Here is a 16,527-nt window from a genome sequence, read left to right on the forward strand (position 1 = left end):
TGGGAACCGCGCTTTAGCGGCGCTCCGCCCCGGATGCAAAAAGCGCTTTCCTACTCTTTCATTCCGGGGAACAAGAACGGCGGGACATGGCTGGAAGCACGGCACGGGTGGAACACTGCATATGGACAACATCTACATTGGCCTGAGTGCAGGCGGCGAACGCCAGATGCTGCGGCTGGACCGCGCCAACCGCTACGGACTTGTGGCGGGGGCGACCGGGACCGGCAAGACCGTGACCCTTCAGGGCATGGCCGAGCAGTTTTCCGCGCGCGGCGTGCCGGTGTTCCTCGCCGACGTGAAGGGCGACCTTTCCGGCATCGGCATGCCCGGCAGCCCGACGTTCAAGCATGCCGACAAGATCGAGAGCCGCGCGAAAGAACTCGGCATCGATCCGTTCACCTATGCCGACAATCCGGTGGTGTTCTGGGACCTCTACGGCGAAGCCGGGCATCCTATCCGCACGACGATTTCGGAAATGGGCCCGCTGCTGCTGGCGCGGCTGATGGGGCTCAACGAGACGCAGGAAGGCGTGCTCAACATCGCTTTCCGCTATGCCGACGACAACGGGCTGCTGCTGCTGGACCTCGCCGACCTGCAGGCGACGCTGATGGCCTGCGCGCAGAATGCCGGCGAGCTGGCGGCCAAGTACGGCAATGTTTCCAAGGCCAGCGTCGGCACCATCCAGCGCCAGTTGCTGGCATTCGAGAGCCAGGGCGCGGACCGGTTTTTCGGGGAACCGGCGTTCGAGATCAACGACTTCATCAAGACCGACGATCAGGCGCGCGGCTATGTCAACGTGCTCAGCGCCGAGAAGCTGATGCAGAGCCCGAAGCTCTACGCGACATTCCTGCTGTGGCTTTTGAGCGAGCTGTTCGAGGCGCTGCCGGAAGTGGGCGATCCCGAAAAGCCCAAGCTGGTGTTCTTCTTCGACGAGGCGCACCTGCTGTTCGACGACGCACCGGAAGCGCTGTTCGACAAGGTGGAGCAAGTCGTCCGCCTGATCCGTTCGAAGGGCGTAGGCGTTTATTTCGTCTCGCAGAACCCGATCGACATTCCGGAGAAGATCGCGGGCCAGCTGGGCAACCGGGTTCAGCATGCCCTGCGGGCGTTCACGCCGCGCGACCAGAAGGCGATTCGGGCAGCGGCAGAGACCTTCCGCATCAATCCCGATCTCGATGTCGAGACCGTGATCACTGAACTGAAGGTGGGCGAGGCGCTGGTTTCGACGCTCGATGCCGATGGTGCGCCGGGGATCGTGCAGCGGACTTTGGTGGCGCCGCCGCGTTCACGGCTGGGGCCGCTGGACGCGAAGGAACGCGCGGTGATCCAGTCGATCAGCCCGTTCGAGGGCAAGTACGACACGGCGGTGAACCGCGAGTCTGCTTCCGAGGTGCTCGCGCAGAAGGCTGCCGATGCCGCTGCCGCCGCACAGCAGGTGGAAGCCGAGGGAGCCGCCGCGCAGCAGGCCTCGGCACGGCAGACGCCTTCGATGTGGGGCAAGGCGGGCAAGGCTGCGGTTGGCGCCATCGCCGCTTCGGCGGGATCGGTGATCGCGGCGCAGATCACGGGCAAGAAGTCGCGCGCCTCGCCGATAGAGTCCGGAGCGAGCGCGATTGTCGGTACGATCGCGACGCAGATCGGCGGTGCAGCGTTCGGGCGGTTTGCGCGCGGCCTCTTGGGCGGCTTGCTGCGGTAGGCTGACTGTCATTCGACGACGCAGGCGAGCGGTTCGTCGAATGCGGTTGCGGATGAAACAGGATCAGGGCAGGCAGGCGGCATTATGGACCGGGCCTGATTACCGGTCTGATCTGAAAGGCTGACATGCGTACACTGATGCTTGCCGCGACACTGCTCGCCGGCACTTTCCTTGCTTCCCCCGTTCTCGCCCAGCAGGCGGCGACCGAAGCGCCAGTCCCAGCGGAAGCGGGCCAGATGCCCGCCGGCAAGCTCGACGGCGCGGTTGTCCCGCAGACCTACCGGCTCGATCTGACCGTCGATCCGACCAAAGAGCGCTTCTCCGGTCATGTCGAGATCGACGTCGATGTGAAGAAGGCCGGCCGCTATGTGTGGATGCACGGGCGCGACCTGAAAGTCGGCAAGGTGACGGCGATGGTCGGCGGCCAGCCGGTGGTCGGCACGTTCCGGCAGGTCGATCCGACCGGCGTGGCACTGCTTATGTTCGATGCGCCGCTGCCAGTGGGCAAGACGACCTTCGCGTTCGACTATGACGCGCCTTTCGGTGAAGGCCCGGCGGGCATGTTCCGCGTGAAGGTGGGCGACGACTGGTATTCGTGGACTCAGCACGAATCGATCGACGCGCGCGCGAGCTTCCCCTCGTTCGACGAGCCGGGCTTCAAGGTGCCGTGGAATGTCACGCTGCGCACGCCCGCCGGTCTCACGGCGGTAAGCAATGCGCCGGAAGTGAAGACCGAAACCGTGAACGGCACAACCGTCCACACCTTCGGCCAGACGCTGCCGCTGCCGAGCTATCTCGTGGCGCTGATGGTCGGCCCGTTCGTGACAGTGGAAGGCGCCGTACCGCCGACACCGCAGCGCCAGACGCCGCTGCCGATCCGCATCGTTTCGACCAAGCAGAATGCGGGCAAGCTCGATTTCGCACTCGAAGGCACCAAGGGCGTGGTGCAGCACCTCGAAGCCTATTTCGGCCAGAGCTTCCCGTACCCGAAGCTCGACCAGATCACGACGCCGATCCTCCCCGGCGCGATGGAGAACGCCGGCGCGGACCTCTATGCCGACAGCATCCTCGTCATGGATGACAAGGCCTCGACCGCGCAGAAGCGCACCTTCGGAATGGTTGTTTCGCACGAGCTGGCGCACCAGTGGTTCGGCGATCTCGTCACCCCGGCGTGGTGGGACGACATCTGGCTCAACGAGAGCTTCGCCAACTGGATGGGCTTCCGCATCGGCAACGAATGGCGGCCTGACCTGAACATCGGCGCGGGCGCACTGGCCGAGGGCTTCAGCGCGATGGGCATCGATGCGCTGATTGCCGGACGGCCGATTCACCAGCCGATCGAGAAGAACGCGCAGATCGATGCGGCCTTTGACACGATCACCTACGGCAAGGGCGGCCATGTCGTGGCGATGATCGCCGCATTCATGGGCGACACCAAGTTCCGCGACGGCGTCCGCGGCTACATGGCGGCGCACAAGTATGGCAACGCGACGACCGCCGAGTTCTTCAAGGCGATGGCCGATGCGGCGGGCGATCCGCGTATCCTGCCGGCGATGCAGAGCTTCACCGATCAGCAGGGTGTGCCGCTGGTGACGCTGGAACGTGCCGGACCGCAGAGCTGGAAAGTCACCCAGAGCCGCTTCGTGCGCTATGGCATGAAGGGCCCGGACACCACGTGGGGTATCCCGCTGTGCATGCGCCAGGGCGATGTGCGCCAGTGCACGCTGATGACCGACAAGACCACGACGGTGACGCTGAAGAGCATGGGGCCGATCATGCCCAATGCGGGCGGCACCGGCTATTACCGCTTCGAACTGCCCGCCAAGGAGTGGGATGCGCTGATCGCGGCGGTGCCGAGCATGACCGGCAGCGAGGCGCTGGCGGTGGAAGACAGCATGAACGCCAGCTTCTACGCCGGGCGGCTGAGCTCAGACCAGCTGATTGCAGGCGCGCGGGCACTGGCGGCCAATCCGGACAGCTATGCGAGCGGCAATGCCACCGGCCTGCTGCAGGCGATGGCCGATCGCGGCGTGATCGCGGCAAGCGCTAAGCCGCAGTTCCGCGCCTTCGTCGATGGGCTTTACGCCCCGCAGTTGAAGGCGCTGGGGCTCGATCCGAAGGCGGGCGCACATGCCGGCGATGATCCGGAGAAGCAGCAGCGCCGCGTGCAGCTCGTTGAACTGCTTGCGGGGACCGCGCGCGACGAGGCGCTGCGGGCAAGGCTGAGCACGGCGGTCGATGCCTATCTCGGCGGCGATGCGGGTGCGCTCGATCCGGCGCTCTTCGGCGCGGCGTTCGATGCCTGGCTGGGTTCGCACAAGCTGGACGGCGCCAAGGCACTTATGGACAAGGCGCTGGCATCGGAAGACCCGCTGTTCCGCCCGGCAGCGCTCGGCGCGATCGGTTCGAGCGGCGATGCGACAACGGCGAAGTGGGTGCTCGAGGAGTTTCAGGACAAGCGCCTGCGCCAGTCCGAGAAGCTCAATTTCGTGCGCTATGTGGTCTATACGCCCGAGACGCGCGACTATGGCTATGGCTGGATGAAAGCGCACCTCGACGAGTTGCTGAACGGCGGTGCGGGCATCTTCTTCGGCGCGCGCCTGCCCCAGATCCTCGGCAACTTCTGCTCGGTGGCGCAGGCCGACGAGTTTGACGGGCTGCGCGCGAAGTTCGCCGGCAAGTCGGGCGCACTGGAGCTGGAGCGGACGATCGAGCGCGTGCGCGCCTGCGGCAAGCTCAAGGAGCTGCGCGGGGCCGACCTGACGGCGGCTATCGCGAAGCTCAAGTAAGCGGCAGACGCAGCGTGGCGGTGAGGCCTTTGGTCTCGCCGCCTTCGCGCCGGTTCGCGAGGATCAGCGCACCGCCGTGCTGGTCGGCAATCGCGCGGGCGAGCGTCAGGCCAAGACCTGCGCCGCCGGTGGCCGAATTGCGCGAGGCTTCGAGGCGGGTGAACGGGTCCAGCATGCGGGCGATCTCGTGCTCGGGGATGCCGGGGCCATCATCCTCCACGGTCAACACCGCCTCGCCCCCTTCGCGCCGCAGCGTGACGCGGGCGCGGATGCCGTAGCGCAGCGCGTTCGAGACGAGATTGCGCAAGGCGCGCCGCAGCCAGGTGGCGCGCAGCGGCATGACCATGCGGTCCGCCTCGCCGAGCGTTACGTCTTCGCCCATGTCCTCATACTCGCCGACGACATCGGCAACGAGCGCCGAGAGTTCGGTCTGCTCGAGCGGATCGGAAGGACGGCCGACGCGGGCGAGGCTCAGGATATCGTCGAGCGAGCGGTTTATATCCTCGATGGTGGCGGCCATGCGGCTGCGCTCGGTATCGTCCTCGACCGCCTCGATCCGCACCCGCAGCGCTGCGAGCGGCGTCTTGAGATCGTGGCCGATGGCGCCGAGCATCACGTCCTTCTCGTCAAGCAATGCGCCGACGCGGCGTTCCATCGCGTTGTGCGCCACGATCAGCCGGCGGATGTCGTCGGGACCTTCGGGCGCGAGTTGGCCGGCGGCGGTGCGCGAGCGGGCGAAGCCTTCGACTTGCGCCGTCAGCGCCTTCAGCGGGCGCGCGATGCGGCGCAGGATCAGCGCGACCGTGCCGACGAGGACGAGGTAGATAAAAAGCGTCTGCAGGATCAGCGTCGTCAGCATCGCGCGTTCGGTGCGCGGGGCGAGCAGGCGAGCGGTGAGCCAGCTACCGTCGGTCCGCCCGATGGCGGCGACGATCAGGCGCGGACGGGGCTGGCCGGGAGGCCGCAGGCGGGGTCCGCGCCGGGCGAGCCATTCGGTGATCACCGGATCGCGCGCGGGATCGCGCTCGGCCACAAAGAGCTGCTTGGCATCGACGCCCTGCGCTTCGAGCACCTGGCGCAGTGCATCCTCGATCTCGGGACGGCGGCGATCTCCGGCCATCTGCGGCGCGCGCAGTTCCTCCTGCACGCGCAGCGGGCGCGGCATGCGGAAGCCGATTTCCGGTTCTTCACCCATCGGCGGCGGCGGCGGACCGAACTGGGCGCGGGGATGGCGCCCGAGCAGGCTGAACGCAGCGTAGTTGACGATCCCGGCGAAGTGCCGCTCGTGCTGCATGCGCCACATCAGCGCGGCGGAAAGCCCCTGCGCCACCATCAGCGCAAGCGCGATGGCGAGCAGCATCTGGCCCTGAAGGCTGCGCGGCCAGAGGCGAAAACGCGCTGGGCTCTCAGCCATCGGCGGGCACCTTGCGCACTTCGGCGGCAAGCATGTAGCCGCCACCCCACACCGTCTGGATCAGTTCGGGATTGCGGCTGTCGCGTTCGACCTTGCGGCGCAGGCGGCTGATCTGGTTGTCGACCGCACGGTCGAACAGATGTGCCTCGCGGCCCTGCACCATATCGAGCAGGCGGTCGCGATCGAGCACCTGGCGCGGGTGATCGAGGAAAGCGACGAGCAGGCGGAACTCGGCGGAGGAGATGGAGACGACCGCGCCTTCGCTGTCGGTGAGGCGGCGGCGCAGCGGATCGAGGCGCCAGCCGTCGAACAGGTAGTGGAATTCTTCCGCCGCGCCGGCCTTGCTATCGGGCACGCGGGATGCGCGGCGCAGCACCGATCGGATGCGGGCGACGAGTTCGCGCGGATCGAACGGCTTCACGACATAGTCGTCAGCGCCGATCTCGAGCCCGACGATACGGTCGGTCGCCTCGCCGCGCGCGGTGAGGAAGATGACGGGCAGCTGGCGCGCCTCGATCAGGTGGCGGCAGAGTGAGAGGCCGTCCTCCCCCGGCATCATGATATCGAGCAGGACGATATCATAGGCTTCGGCGGCGAGCCGCGCGCGGGCCTCGGCAGCACTGGCAGCCTGCGCAGCAGCGAACCCCTGCCGGACCAGATAGTCCGACAGGGGTTCGCGCAGCGCGGCCTCGTCATCGACGACCAGAACTCGGGTCGCGTCAGGCATGGCGGCCATATCAGGCACCCGGCGGCGGTGGTGGAGGCGGCATATCGCCCATGTCGCCGTGCATGCCGCGGCCGCCACGCCAACCGCGCCAGCCGCCGTGCTCCTTGCGCATCTGCATCCATGCGGCGCGGCGCTCGGCAGCAGTCAGCTTGCCATCGTGATTGGTATCGGCGGCATCGAAGCGAGCCTTGGCGGCGGCATCGAATTCGGCGCGGGTGATTGTGCCGTCATGATTGGCATCGGCCTTCTCGGCCATTTCGCGCATCAAGTGCGCGCCGGGACCCATCATCATGCCCATTCCGGCACCCGGAGGCGGCGGGGGCATCATGCCCGAGGCGCCATCACGGCCCTTGCCGTCCTTCCAGCCGGGACCATCCATCATCTTCTTGTGATGCTCCATGAATTCGGCCTTGCTGATCGAACCGTCGTGGTTGGTATCGATCATGTCGAACATCTCGGCCATCTTGGCCTCGCGGTCGGCCTGATTGAGCACACCATCCTTGTTGACGTCCAGCCTTGTCCACATCGCATCGACTTTGGCCTTGGCATCGGCCCAGGTGATCGTGGCATCGCCCATCGGATCGCGGCCCGGTTCGGCGAGCGCAGGATAGGCGGCATAGAGCGCGGTGGAAGCGGTCAGGATAACAGCCGCAGTGGCGGCGAGTGTGGTCTTCTTCATGATGCGCGGTCCTTGTCCTGAAGGGACGCAGGGAAGGATCGCCCTTCCCGCTGTGTCCGTTCTAGGACCGGGTTGTCGCAGCATTATCCCGCCGATACGGTTCTTTGTCGCACTTTGTCGCGGACGTTTCAGCGCGGGCGATGCTCTGTGCCGATGCCGGAGGTGATGAAGAGCGCGGTTGCTTCGGCCGACATCAGATCCATCGTATGCCATGCGCCGGGCGGGTTTACCGCGTATTCGCCCGCGGCGAGACGCACTTCGGCCGTGGTGCCGTCCGCAAGCTCCTGATGGAGCACCGCCTCGCCGGTAAGCAGAAGGACGACTTCATCGCCCGCGGGGTGCATTTCCCAGCTGTCCCAGCTTTCGGTGAAGCTGTGCTGGCTGACGAGGCGGCCTTCCGCCCCGTCAGCACCATGCCGGGCGATATAGCCGCCGTACCACTCCATGCCGGTGAAGGCAGGCTGGGGCACCGCCTTCGCGCCGAGGCCGATGTGGATCGGGTTCGTATCGAGGCGGTGCGCCATGACGGTCAGGCTCCCATCACGAAGGCGTTCAATTTGTTGCCATCGGGATCACGGAAATAGGCCGCGTAGAATCCGCCTTCGCCGCGCGGTCCTGGAGGGCCTTCGCAGGTGCCGCCATTGGCGAGTGCCGCGGCATAAAGCCGGTCGACATGCGCCGGATCCTTGGCTTCGAGCGCGACCATCACGCCGTTACCGACTGTGGCAGGCTCGCCATTGTAGGGCTTCATCAGCCCGATGCCGGCGCCGCCGCCCGGCTCGCCCCACGCAATCGCGGCTTCCCATTCGTACATGCGGCCCGTGCCCATTTCGGCAGCGATCGCATCATAGAACTTCGCGCCGCGCGCGAGATCATTGGTTCCCAGAGTCACGTAACCGATCATCCAATCCTCCTCTTCATCGAGTCGCGATAATCAGAACATATCAGGAACGGATATACTTACAACGGGGCGCAGGCAGCCTCCAGCCAGGCGAGGTCGGCGCCGGACAGCTGCGGGGCGAGCAGAGCCTGAACCTTGGCGTGATAGGCGTTCCACCAGTCGCGCTCGTGCGGCAGGAGCAGCGCGGGTTCGACCAGCGTGCGGTCGATGGGAGCGAAGGTGAGCGTCTCGAAGCCCATGAACGTGCCCTCGGCACCCGGAATCTGGCGTTCCTCGACGAGCACGAGGTTCTCGATGCGGATGCCGTACTCGCCGGCCTTGTAGTAGCCCGGCTCGTTCGAGAGGATCATGCCCGGGAGGAGCGGCTGGCCGGTGCCGGCCTGCCCGCCCGCCGCCTTGGCGATCCGCTGCGGGCCTTCGTGGACCGCAAGGAAGCTGCCGACGCCGTGGCCGGTACCATGTGCGTAGTCGAGCCCGGCGGACCACAGGAACTGGCGCGCGAAGCTGTCGAGCTGACTGCCGACGGTGCCTTCCGGGAACACAGCGAGATCAAGCGCGATGTGGCCCTTGAGCACGCGGGTGAAGCGGTCTTTCACTTCCGCCGGGGGTGCGTCGGGGCCGATCCAGACAGTGCGGGTGATGTCGGTCGTGCCGTCGAGATACTGGCCGCCCGAGTCCACGAGATAGACGCTGTTGGGTTCGATCGCGCGGTTGGTGTGTTCGTCCACCTTGTAATGCGGGCTGGCACCATTGGGGCCAGCGGCGGAGATCGTGTCGAACGAGAGATCGCGCAGCAGGCCGGTCTTCTCGCGCTCGGCGCGCAGGGCGGCGGCGGCGGAGAGTTCGGTTTCGGTGCCCTGCGGCGCGGCATTCGAGAGCCAGTGGAGGAAGCGCGTGATCGCCGCGCCATCGCGGGCCTGCGCGGCACGGTGGCCAGCCTGCTCGACCGGGTTCTTGCAGGCCTTGGGCAGCACGGTGGGATCGGTGAGCGAGACGGCCTCGGCGCCCGCTGCCTTGAGCTGCTCATAGATCGCCGCAACCGCGCGTTCGGGATCGACCGCGACTTTCTTGCCCGCCAGCGCGGCGAGCGCGGGGGTGAAGGCAGCGCGGTCAGCCACGCGCACGGCATTGCCGAGGTGCTGGGCGAGTTCGGGCGTGACCTTCTCGGGAGCGATGAAGAGGTCTGCGGTGCCGTCGGCATGGGCGAGCACGAACGAGAGCGTAACGGGCGTGCAGTCGACATCGGACCCACGCATGTTGAGCAGCCATGCCACGGAGTCGAGCGCGGAAATGACCGCAGCGTCGAGCCCGCGCGCGGTGAGCCATGCGGCGACTTCGGCGCGCTTTTCATGGGCGGAGGCACCTGCAAATTCGTCTGGGTGCACGAGCGCCGGAGCGGCGGACGGTGCGGGGCGATCCTGCCAGATTGCGTCGATGGGGTTCTGCGCGACGGCAACAAGGCTGGCGTGGCGGCGCTTCAGCGCGGCGGCGACGCCATCGGCCCAGCCCTTGCCGTGGAGCCAAGCGTCATAGCCGATGCAGCTGCCTTCGGGGGCGTGCTCGCCGAGCCATGCGGCGACGGACGTTTGCGGGACCGACTGGTAATCGTAGAGCCGCCCGTCGACCTGTTCGCGGACCTGAAGCGTGTAGCGCCCGTCGACGAAGATCGCGGCTTTGTCCTTGAGCACGACCGCCGTGCCGGCCGAGCCGCCGAAACCAGTCAGCCAGCCGAGGCGCTGGGCATAGGCGCCCACGTACTCGCTCATATGCTCGTCGGAAATCGGGATGACAAAGCCGTCAAGCTCCTGCCGCACGAGCTCCTTGCGCAGGGCATCGAGACGGGCTTCGTGGGTGTTCATCAGCATGGGTCTTGTCCTGAAGCGGTGCTGCCTGCCTTGCAGGCTCATGGATAGCACCATAGATGCGGGGAATGACGGAGACCACCCCCACTGCACCGCCGGTTGCGGCCAAGAAGCCCCACACGTTCACGCACCACGGCGTGACGATCGAGGATCCGTACAACTGGCTGCGCGATCCCGGCTATCCGGAGGTGAAGGACGCCGACGTGCTGGCGCATCTGGAGGCGGAGAACGCGTGGTTCGAAGCGCGGATGAAGCCGCTACAGCCCACAGTCGAGACGCTGCTCGCCGAAATGCGCGGGCGGATCAAGGAAGCCGACAAGTCGGTGCCGCAGAAGGACGGCGATTGGCTGTACTGGATCGAATACGAGGAAGGCGCCGAGTACAAGAAGTGGTGGCGGCGGCCCGTCGCTGGCGGGCCGGATGAGCTGATCCTCGACGAAGTCGCGCTGGCCGAGGGCAAGGCATACTTCCGGCTGGGGGCGCTCTCGGTTTCCAGTGACGGGCGGCTGCTGGCCTGGGCCGTGGACGACAACGGATCGGAGCGGTTCACCGCGCGGATCAAGGTGATCGAGACAGGCGAGGAACTGCCCGATGTGATCCCGGGGACACTCTCCGCACTCGTCTGGGCGGCGGGGGACAAGGCGCTCGTCTACAGCCTCGCCAATGCACAGTGGCGCACGGACAATGCGAGGCTGCACTGGCTGGGAACGCCGGTGGAGAGCGATGTCGAGCTCTATCACGAAGACGACGAGGGCTTTCGCGTTTCCGCCGGGCTTTCGGCCAATGACGAGTGGCTGGTGATTGCGACCGGCGACCACGAGACGAGCGAAGTGCGGCTGGTTCCAGCTTCTGATCCTCTGGCGCCACCGCTGCTGGTGCGGGCGCGCCAGACGGGGGTGGAATATGATGTGGATGTGCGTGGCGACACGCTGTTCGTCCACACCAACGACACCCACGAGAATTTCCGGCTGGCGACGGCACCACTGACGAGCCCCGGCGAATGGACAACACTGATCGAGGGGACGGACGACTTCTACCTCACCGGGTTCGACCTGTTCCGCGATTTCTATGTGGTCGAGGGGCGGGTGCGCGGGCTCGACCGCATCGAGGTGCGCTACTACGACGATCCGGCTCGGGTGGAGCCGATCGCGTTTGCGGAAGCGAGCTATGAGGCGTCGCTCGGCGACAATCCGGAATGGGCGATGGACAAGCTGCGGGTCAGCTACGAGTCCATGACCAGCCCGGCTTCAGTCTATGACTATCACGTGGTCGAAGGGCGGCTCGAGCTGCTGAAGACGCAGGAGATACCGAGCGGCTATGATGCCTCGCTTTACGAGACGGCCCGGCTGGAGATCACGGCGCGTGATGGAACGGCGGTGCCGGTCTCGGTGGTTTGGCGCAAGGGCCGGGAGGCAGGTGGGCCGCTCTATCTCTATGGCTATGGCGCCTACGGGATCGCCATCGGGCCGGGCTTTTCGACCACGCGGCTGAGCCTGGTGGATCGCGGGTTCGCCTATGCCATCGCGCATATCCGGGGCGGCGATGATCTGGGGCGGCGCTGGTACAAGGCGGGCAAGCTGCAGCAGCGGACGAATACGTTCAACGACTTCGTGGACGTGGCGAAGGGGCTGATTGCGGAAGGCTTCACGGCTGCGGGCAAGATCGCGATTGCAGGCGGATCGGCAGGCGGTGAACTGATGGGCGCAGTGATCAATTCCGATCCGGAGCTGTGGGGCGCGGTGGCGGCGCATGTGCCGTTTGTCGATGTGCTGAGCACGATGCTCGACGAGGAGCTGCCGCTGACGCCCGGCGAGTGGCCTGAGTGGGGCAATCCGATCGAGGACAAGGCGGCGTTCGACCTCATCCGCTCCTATTCGCCCTACGATCAGGTCTCGGCACAGGCCTATCCGCCGATGCTCGTGACGGCAGGCCTCAACGATCCCCGCGTTACCTATTGGGAGCCCGCGAAGTGGGTCGCCAAGCTGCGCGAGCTGAAGACCGACAGCAACGAACTGCTGCTCAAGACCAACATGGGCGCGGGGCACGGGGGCAAGTCGGGCCGGTTCGAGGGGCTGCGCGAGACGGCGGAAGAGTTTGCCTTCATCCTCGCGCAACTGGTCGTTGCGGCTTGAGCATGCACGCCAAGACCTTCACCGCCGGGCCTGAGCACATCGACGTGCTGGGCCATGTGAACAACGCGGTGTGGGTGCAGTGGATGGAGGCAGTGGCCACCTCGCACTGGGAAGCACTGGCCCCGGCCGAGTGGCAGGACGCCTACGTCTGGGTCGTGACGCGGCACGAGATCGACTATCGCGGCAATGTCGCGCTGGGTGAGAGCGTGACGGCGGAGACGTTCGTGCCCGATGCCCCACGCGGCGCGCGGTTCGACCGGTGGGTGGATTTTCGCAACTCAGCGGGCAAGGTCATTGTCAGCGCGCGGACGCAGTGGGTGCTGATCGACAAGGCCAGCATGCGCATCCAGCGCGTTCCCGCAGACATGGCGGCGCTGTTTACCGGCTAGGCGGTTCGCACCTGTGCATCCGGGGTAAAGCCGGTCAGCCGTTCACGCATCGTGCGGTTGCGGCCGAGGCGCTTGGCTTCGTAGAGCAGGCGGTCGCAGTGGCTGTAGAGCACCGCGAATTCGACATCGAGGTTGCCGGAAAGGTCGTGCTCGACCAGCCCCATGCTGGCCGTGACCACGTGGCCAAGGCCGGGGACGGCGGCTGCGATGCGCGTGCTGAGAGCGCGGCGGCAGCGTTCGGCGCGTTCGGCGGCGCCGGGACCGCGCAGGAGGAGCAGGAATTCCTCGCCGCCCATGCGGATCGCGCAGGCATCGCCGTCTTCGCCGAGGACGGTCGCGACGACCTTCAGGACCGAATCCCCGACAGCATGCCCATGCCGGTCGTTGATGCGCTTGAAGAGATCGAGATCGATGACCGCCATGGTGCGGTAGCCGAGGTGGAACAGGTCGTTGAACCGGCGCTCGATCGAATGGCGGTTCCACAGCCCGGTGAGCGCATCGCGGCCGGCGACGCCTTCGAGTTCGAGCGCCCGCGCATGGGCAATGTCGCGCTCGCGACGCAGTTCGAGGAAGCGAATCACGATGCCAAGCGAGTTGATGAGAACTTCGGCGGCAATCGTCAGCTGGAAGATGACGACGGATTCAGTCGGCCGGGCATGGGGCAACACGTAGCAGCCGATGCGATAGACGCCGACGATCAGCGTCGGGCTCCAGCCGAGGATGAGGAAGCTGACGAGCTTGCTGCCGCGTCGCCAGGCGTCGACGAGGCCGATCACGATCAGGACGATGGCAAGCGACACGCTGAAATAGGTCCCGAGCGCGCTCCACGGGCGCAGGGCCTCAATCTTGGCGGCCGTGAACACACCGCCGCAGAACACCAGCGGCGCACAGCCGATCAGCAGCCGGCGCACGGGCACGGACAAGGCATCGTTTTCGAGGAAGGTGACGAGGAACAGCAGGCCCGCGGCGGCAATCGCACAGTAACAGATGCTGTTGATTGCAACCTCGGTTCCTGCCAGCGGATCAACCCCGATGTGGACAAAGCCAGTGCCAACGACTGTCGTCACCAGCATGAGGCCCACCATCACGACGTGCCAGAGTACGAACTGTCGGCGCAAAACGAGATAGAAGCCGAAATTGAGCAGCAGCGGGACGACCAGCATGCCGCAGATCGCCGCCATCGCGACAACCACGCTCATGTCCCAGCCGGAGCCTTCGGGCGCGCTGTCGAGCCGGGCCTCGCTGGCGATGATCTTGTTCCACGGCTGCACGATCTTCACCGCGACGAGACGCGGGCGCGAGGGGGTCTGCGGGAGCGGCATGGCCATCAGCGGACCCGCGATGAGGTGATGCACCGAAGTCGGCTTGTAGCGCGCGAAGCGGACAGTGCCGCGCTCGTCGACCACCCAGATCGTGATGGTGCTGAAGGGTGAGGCGTGGGTGACGAAACTCTGCGCACGCGGCTGTGCCGGATCGGTCAGGCGAAAGCGCACATAGAGGTTTGGCGGCCCGATATCGTAGCCGGAATCCTCGCAGACCCAGCGGTCCGGAGCGTGGCGCAAGTTCGCATAGGTTTCCGTAGCGTCCGCCGAGGCGTGGCAGGTCTGACTTGCGGCAATAGGAGCAGCGGCAGCGGGCATGCCAAACAGGCCGGATAGCAGCGCCACCAGCCCGAACAGCACAATCCTGCGCCAGATCCAGTCCATGGGCTGGATCCTAGCAAAATGAGCTTAGAGCAACGTTAACTCGGCACCTGTGGTCAGGCGAGCAGTTCGCTCACCGGTCGGTAAGCATAGCCCAGTTCGCGCGCGACCGCTTCATAGGTCACTTCACCGGCATGGACGTTGAGCCCGGCCGCGAGATGCGGGTTGGCGGCAAGCGCGGCCCTCCAGCCAAGATCGGCGATCTTGAGGGCATGGGGCAGGGTAACGTTGTTGAGCGCATAAGTGCTGGTGCGCGCCACGCCACCGGGCATGTTGGCGACGCAGTAGTGGACGATGCCGTCGACCACGAAAGTCGGTTCGGCATGGGTCGTCGCGCGGCTGGTCTCGAAGCAGCCGCCCTGGTCGATCGCGACGTCGACAAGGACCGCGCCGGGTTTCATCGTGGCGAGCATTTCGCGCGTGACAAGCTTGGGGGCGGCGGCGCCGGGGATCAGCACCGCGCCGATGACGAGGTCCGCCTCGGCGACGCAATCGGCAAGGTTGGCGCGGTTCGAGAAGCGCGTCTTGGCGCGGCTTTCGAAGTGGGTGCCGAGGCGTTCGAGCACTTCGGGATCGCGGTCGAGAATGGTGACATCGGCGCCGAGGCCGGCCGCCATCTGCGCCGCGTTGAAACCGACGACACCGCCGCCGATCACTGCGACCTTGGCGGGGAGCACGCCAGGCACACCTCCGAGCAGCACACCGCGCCCGCCGTGGGCCTTCTCCAGCGCCGTCGCACCGGCCTGGATCGCCATGCGGCCCGCGACCTGGCTCATCGGTTTGAGCAGGGGGAGCTGGTTGCCGGGGCCGGTGACGGTTTCATAGGCAATCGCGGTGACGCCGGACTTCACGAGATCGGCGGTCTGCTCAGGATCGGGTGCGAGGTGGAGGTAGGTGAAGAGGATCTGGCCTTCGCGCAACTGTGCGCGTTCGACGGCCTGCGGTTCCTTGACCTTCACGACCATTTCGCATTCCGCGAAGATCGTGGCGGCATCGGGCTTGATCACCGCACCGGCGGCTTCGTAGTCGCGGTCCGCCGCGCCGATGCCGAGCCCGGCGCCGGTCTCGACCCAGACTGCGTGGCCATGCGCAGCGAGTTCGCGCGCGCTCTCGGGCGTCAGGCCGACGCGGTATTCGTGGTTCTTGATTTCCCGGACGGTACCGACACGCATAGCAGGATCCTTTTCGCTCTGGGTTGGCGAAAGGATACACCCGGCCGCGCGCCTTGTTTCACCTGATTGATGGTATCGCCGTACTGATTTTGGTGATACATCCTATTATATGGCCAGTTTGCAGGAAATTCTTGCATGGATCGTATCGACGCCGCGTTGATTGATGCACTGCAGCACGACTCGGCGCGGCCCATTGCGACGCTCGCCGAGGCGGTCGCACTCTCGCCTTCGGCGTGCCACCGGCGCGTGCGGGCGCTCGAGGAAGCAGGGGTGATCAGCGGCTACGCCGCGCGCGTGGACCCTCGCCGGATCGGGCTTGCCGCGCTCGTCTTTGTCGAGATCACGCTGACCAGCCAGAGCCGCGAGGCGATGGACCGCTTCGAGCGCGCGGTGGGGGATTTCGACGACATCCTCGAGTGCCACCTGATGTCCGGCGGCGCGGACTACCTGCTCCGCGTGGCGGCAGCAGATCTTGACCAGTACGACCGCATCCACCGCGATTGCCTCGCGCGGCTTCCTGGCGTCTCGTCGATGCGATCGAGCTTCTCGCTGCGCCAGATCAAGCGGTTCGCGGGCTACCCTGTGCCGGGCGGGCGGTGATCGGCGGCGGCTTGCGCGGTCGCTGCGGCCTCTGATCGGCGCTGTCAAGCAGCACGATGTCGCTGCCAGGCTCATCCATGCCATAGCGCTCGCGCAGTTCGAGCTTGAACGCCGCGACCGCGTCCTCATTCGACAGGTGATCGACAGGAAAGCGCCGCACGACGAACTCGTCCGCGCTGTCGAGCACCGTGAGGAAGCGCCCTGTTACCGTCTCGGCAAGATGCGAGACATCAAGGCCGTCGGCAATGCCCCAGCGGTGACGGCCCCAGGTGACGATGCGGCGGCCGCAGTGGCGGCAGATGCTGTAGATGCCCCCATCGTCCTCGCGTGCGCGCCAAGCGGTCGGCTGATGCTGCCGCGTGAACCAGCACTGGGACAGGGCTACATAGGGCACGCCTGGACCTTTCTCGCTTGCCAAACGCCATCCCGGGTTGGGCCGGGAAACCGGTAGCAGCGACAACAA

The 16,527-nt window shown here is 66.2% G+C and carries 14 protein-coding genes; 5 read left to right on the top strand and 9 right to left on the bottom strand.

What is annotated here, in order from left to right; genetic code table 11:
* Positions 1–121 precede the first annotated feature (121 nt).
* Together NDB2M1_RS20320 and NDB2M1_RS20325 are read left to right on the top strand one after the other, a co-directional pair.
* Complete coding sequence (locus tag NDB2M1_RS20320; RefSeq protein WP_072384553.1) at positions 122–1,696, top strand: helicase HerA-like domain-containing protein; 1,575 nt, start codon at positions 122–124, stop codon at positions 1,694–1,696.
* 125 nt (positions 1,697–1,821) lie between these two features.
* Positions 1,822–4,485 carry a M1 family metallopeptidase gene (locus NDB2M1_RS20325; protein ID WP_072384554.1) on the top strand — a complete coding sequence of 888 codons (2,664 nt, stop codon included), beginning with the start codon at positions 1,822–1,824 and terminating at the stop codon, positions 4,483–4,485.
* On the opposite strand, the gene NDB2M1_RS20330 is transcribed toward NDB2M1_RS20325, so the two are convergent.
* From NDB2M1_RS20330 to NDB2M1_RS20355, 6 genes are all read right to left on the bottom strand, one after another.
* Positions 4,478–5,899: a sensor histidine kinase gene (locus NDB2M1_RS20330; RefSeq protein ID WP_072384555.1), complete on the bottom strand. Its 1,422-nt coding sequence runs from the start codon at positions 5,897–5,899 to the stop codon at positions 4,478–4,480. The two genes, NDB2M1_RS20325 and NDB2M1_RS20330, sit on opposite strands and share 8 nt — an antisense overlap.
* Entirely contained in the window at positions 5,892–6,626 is a 735-nt protein-coding gene (locus NDB2M1_RS20335; RefSeq protein ID WP_072384714.1) for a response regulator, read from the bottom strand. The genes NDB2M1_RS20330 and NDB2M1_RS20335 overlap by 8 nt, the downstream gene beginning before the upstream one ends.
* Positions 6,627–6,636: 10 nt before the next feature.
* Complete coding sequence (locus NDB2M1_RS20340) at positions 6,637–7,305, bottom strand: EF-hand domain-containing protein (RefSeq protein ID WP_072384556.1); 669 nt, start codon at positions 7,303–7,305, stop codon at positions 6,637–6,639.
* Between the two features lie 128 nt (positions 7,306–7,433).
* The gene (locus NDB2M1_RS20345) at positions 7,434–7,829 is read right to left on the bottom strand and encodes a cupin domain-containing protein (protein ID WP_072384557.1); all 396 of its coding nucleotides are present in this window, start codon (positions 7,827–7,829) and stop codon (positions 7,434–7,436) included.
* Between the two features lie 5 nt (positions 7,830–7,834).
* Positions 7,835–8,209: a VOC family protein gene (locus NDB2M1_RS20350; protein WP_072384558.1), complete on the bottom strand. Its 375-nt coding sequence runs from the start codon at positions 8,207–8,209 to the stop codon at positions 7,835–7,837.
* 56 nt (positions 8,210–8,265) lie between these two features.
* Positions 8,266–10,065, bottom strand: coding sequence for an aminopeptidase P family protein (locus NDB2M1_RS20355; RefSeq protein ID WP_072384715.1), 1,800 nt, complete (start codon positions 10,063–10,065; stop codon positions 8,266–8,268).
* Positions 10,066–10,136: 71 nt separating this feature from the next.
* On the opposite strand from NDB2M1_RS20355, the gene NDB2M1_RS20360 reads away from it, so the two are divergent.
* Together NDB2M1_RS20360 and NDB2M1_RS20365 are read left to right on the top strand one after the other, a co-directional pair.
* Positions 10,137–12,200 (top strand): S9 family peptidase, encoded by a 2,064-nt coding sequence (locus tag NDB2M1_RS20360; RefSeq protein ID WP_072384559.1) that lies wholly within the window; start codon positions 10,137–10,139, stop codon positions 12,198–12,200.
* 2 nt (positions 12,201–12,202) lie between these two features.
* On the top strand, positions 12,203–12,589 hold the full coding sequence (locus tag NDB2M1_RS20365; protein WP_072384560.1) for an acyl-CoA thioesterase: 387 nt from the start codon (positions 12,203–12,205) through the stop codon (positions 12,587–12,589).
* Here the strand turns inward: NDB2M1_RS20365 and NDB2M1_RS20370 are convergent.
* Together NDB2M1_RS20370 and ald are read right to left on the bottom strand one after the other, a co-directional pair.
* Positions 12,586–14,295: a sensor domain-containing diguanylate cyclase gene (locus NDB2M1_RS20370; RefSeq protein ID WP_072384561.1), complete on the bottom strand. Its 1,710-nt coding sequence runs from the start codon at positions 14,293–14,295 to the stop codon at positions 12,586–12,588. The genes NDB2M1_RS20365 and NDB2M1_RS20370 overlap by 4 nt on opposite strands.
* Positions 14,296–14,348: 53 nt before the next feature.
* A complete protein-coding gene (gene ald / locus NDB2M1_RS20375; protein ID WP_072384562.1) occupies positions 14,349–15,464 on the bottom strand; it encodes an alanine dehydrogenase in 1,116 nt (371 codons plus the stop codon).
* A gap of 135 nt (positions 15,465–15,599) precedes the next feature.
* Between ald and NDB2M1_RS20380 the strand changes: the two genes are divergently transcribed.
* Positions 15,600–16,064 (top strand): Lrp/AsnC family transcriptional regulator, encoded by a 465-nt coding sequence (locus NDB2M1_RS20380; RefSeq protein ID WP_072384563.1) that lies wholly within the window; start codon positions 15,600–15,602, stop codon positions 16,062–16,064.
* Here the strand turns inward: NDB2M1_RS20380 and NDB2M1_RS20385 are convergent.
* Positions 16,024–16,458 carry a hypothetical protein gene (locus NDB2M1_RS20385; RefSeq protein WP_143146855.1) on the bottom strand — a complete coding sequence of 145 codons (435 nt, stop codon included), beginning with the start codon at positions 16,456–16,458 and terminating at the stop codon, positions 16,024–16,026. The genes NDB2M1_RS20380 and NDB2M1_RS20385 overlap by 41 nt on opposite strands.
* Positions 16,459–16,527 lie beyond the last annotated feature (69 nt).

The sequence above is a fragment of the Novosphingobium sp. NDB2Meth1 genome (genome assembly GCF_900117425.1).
Classification (GTDB): Bacteria; Pseudomonadota; Alphaproteobacteria; order Sphingomonadales; family Sphingomonadaceae; genus Novosphingobium.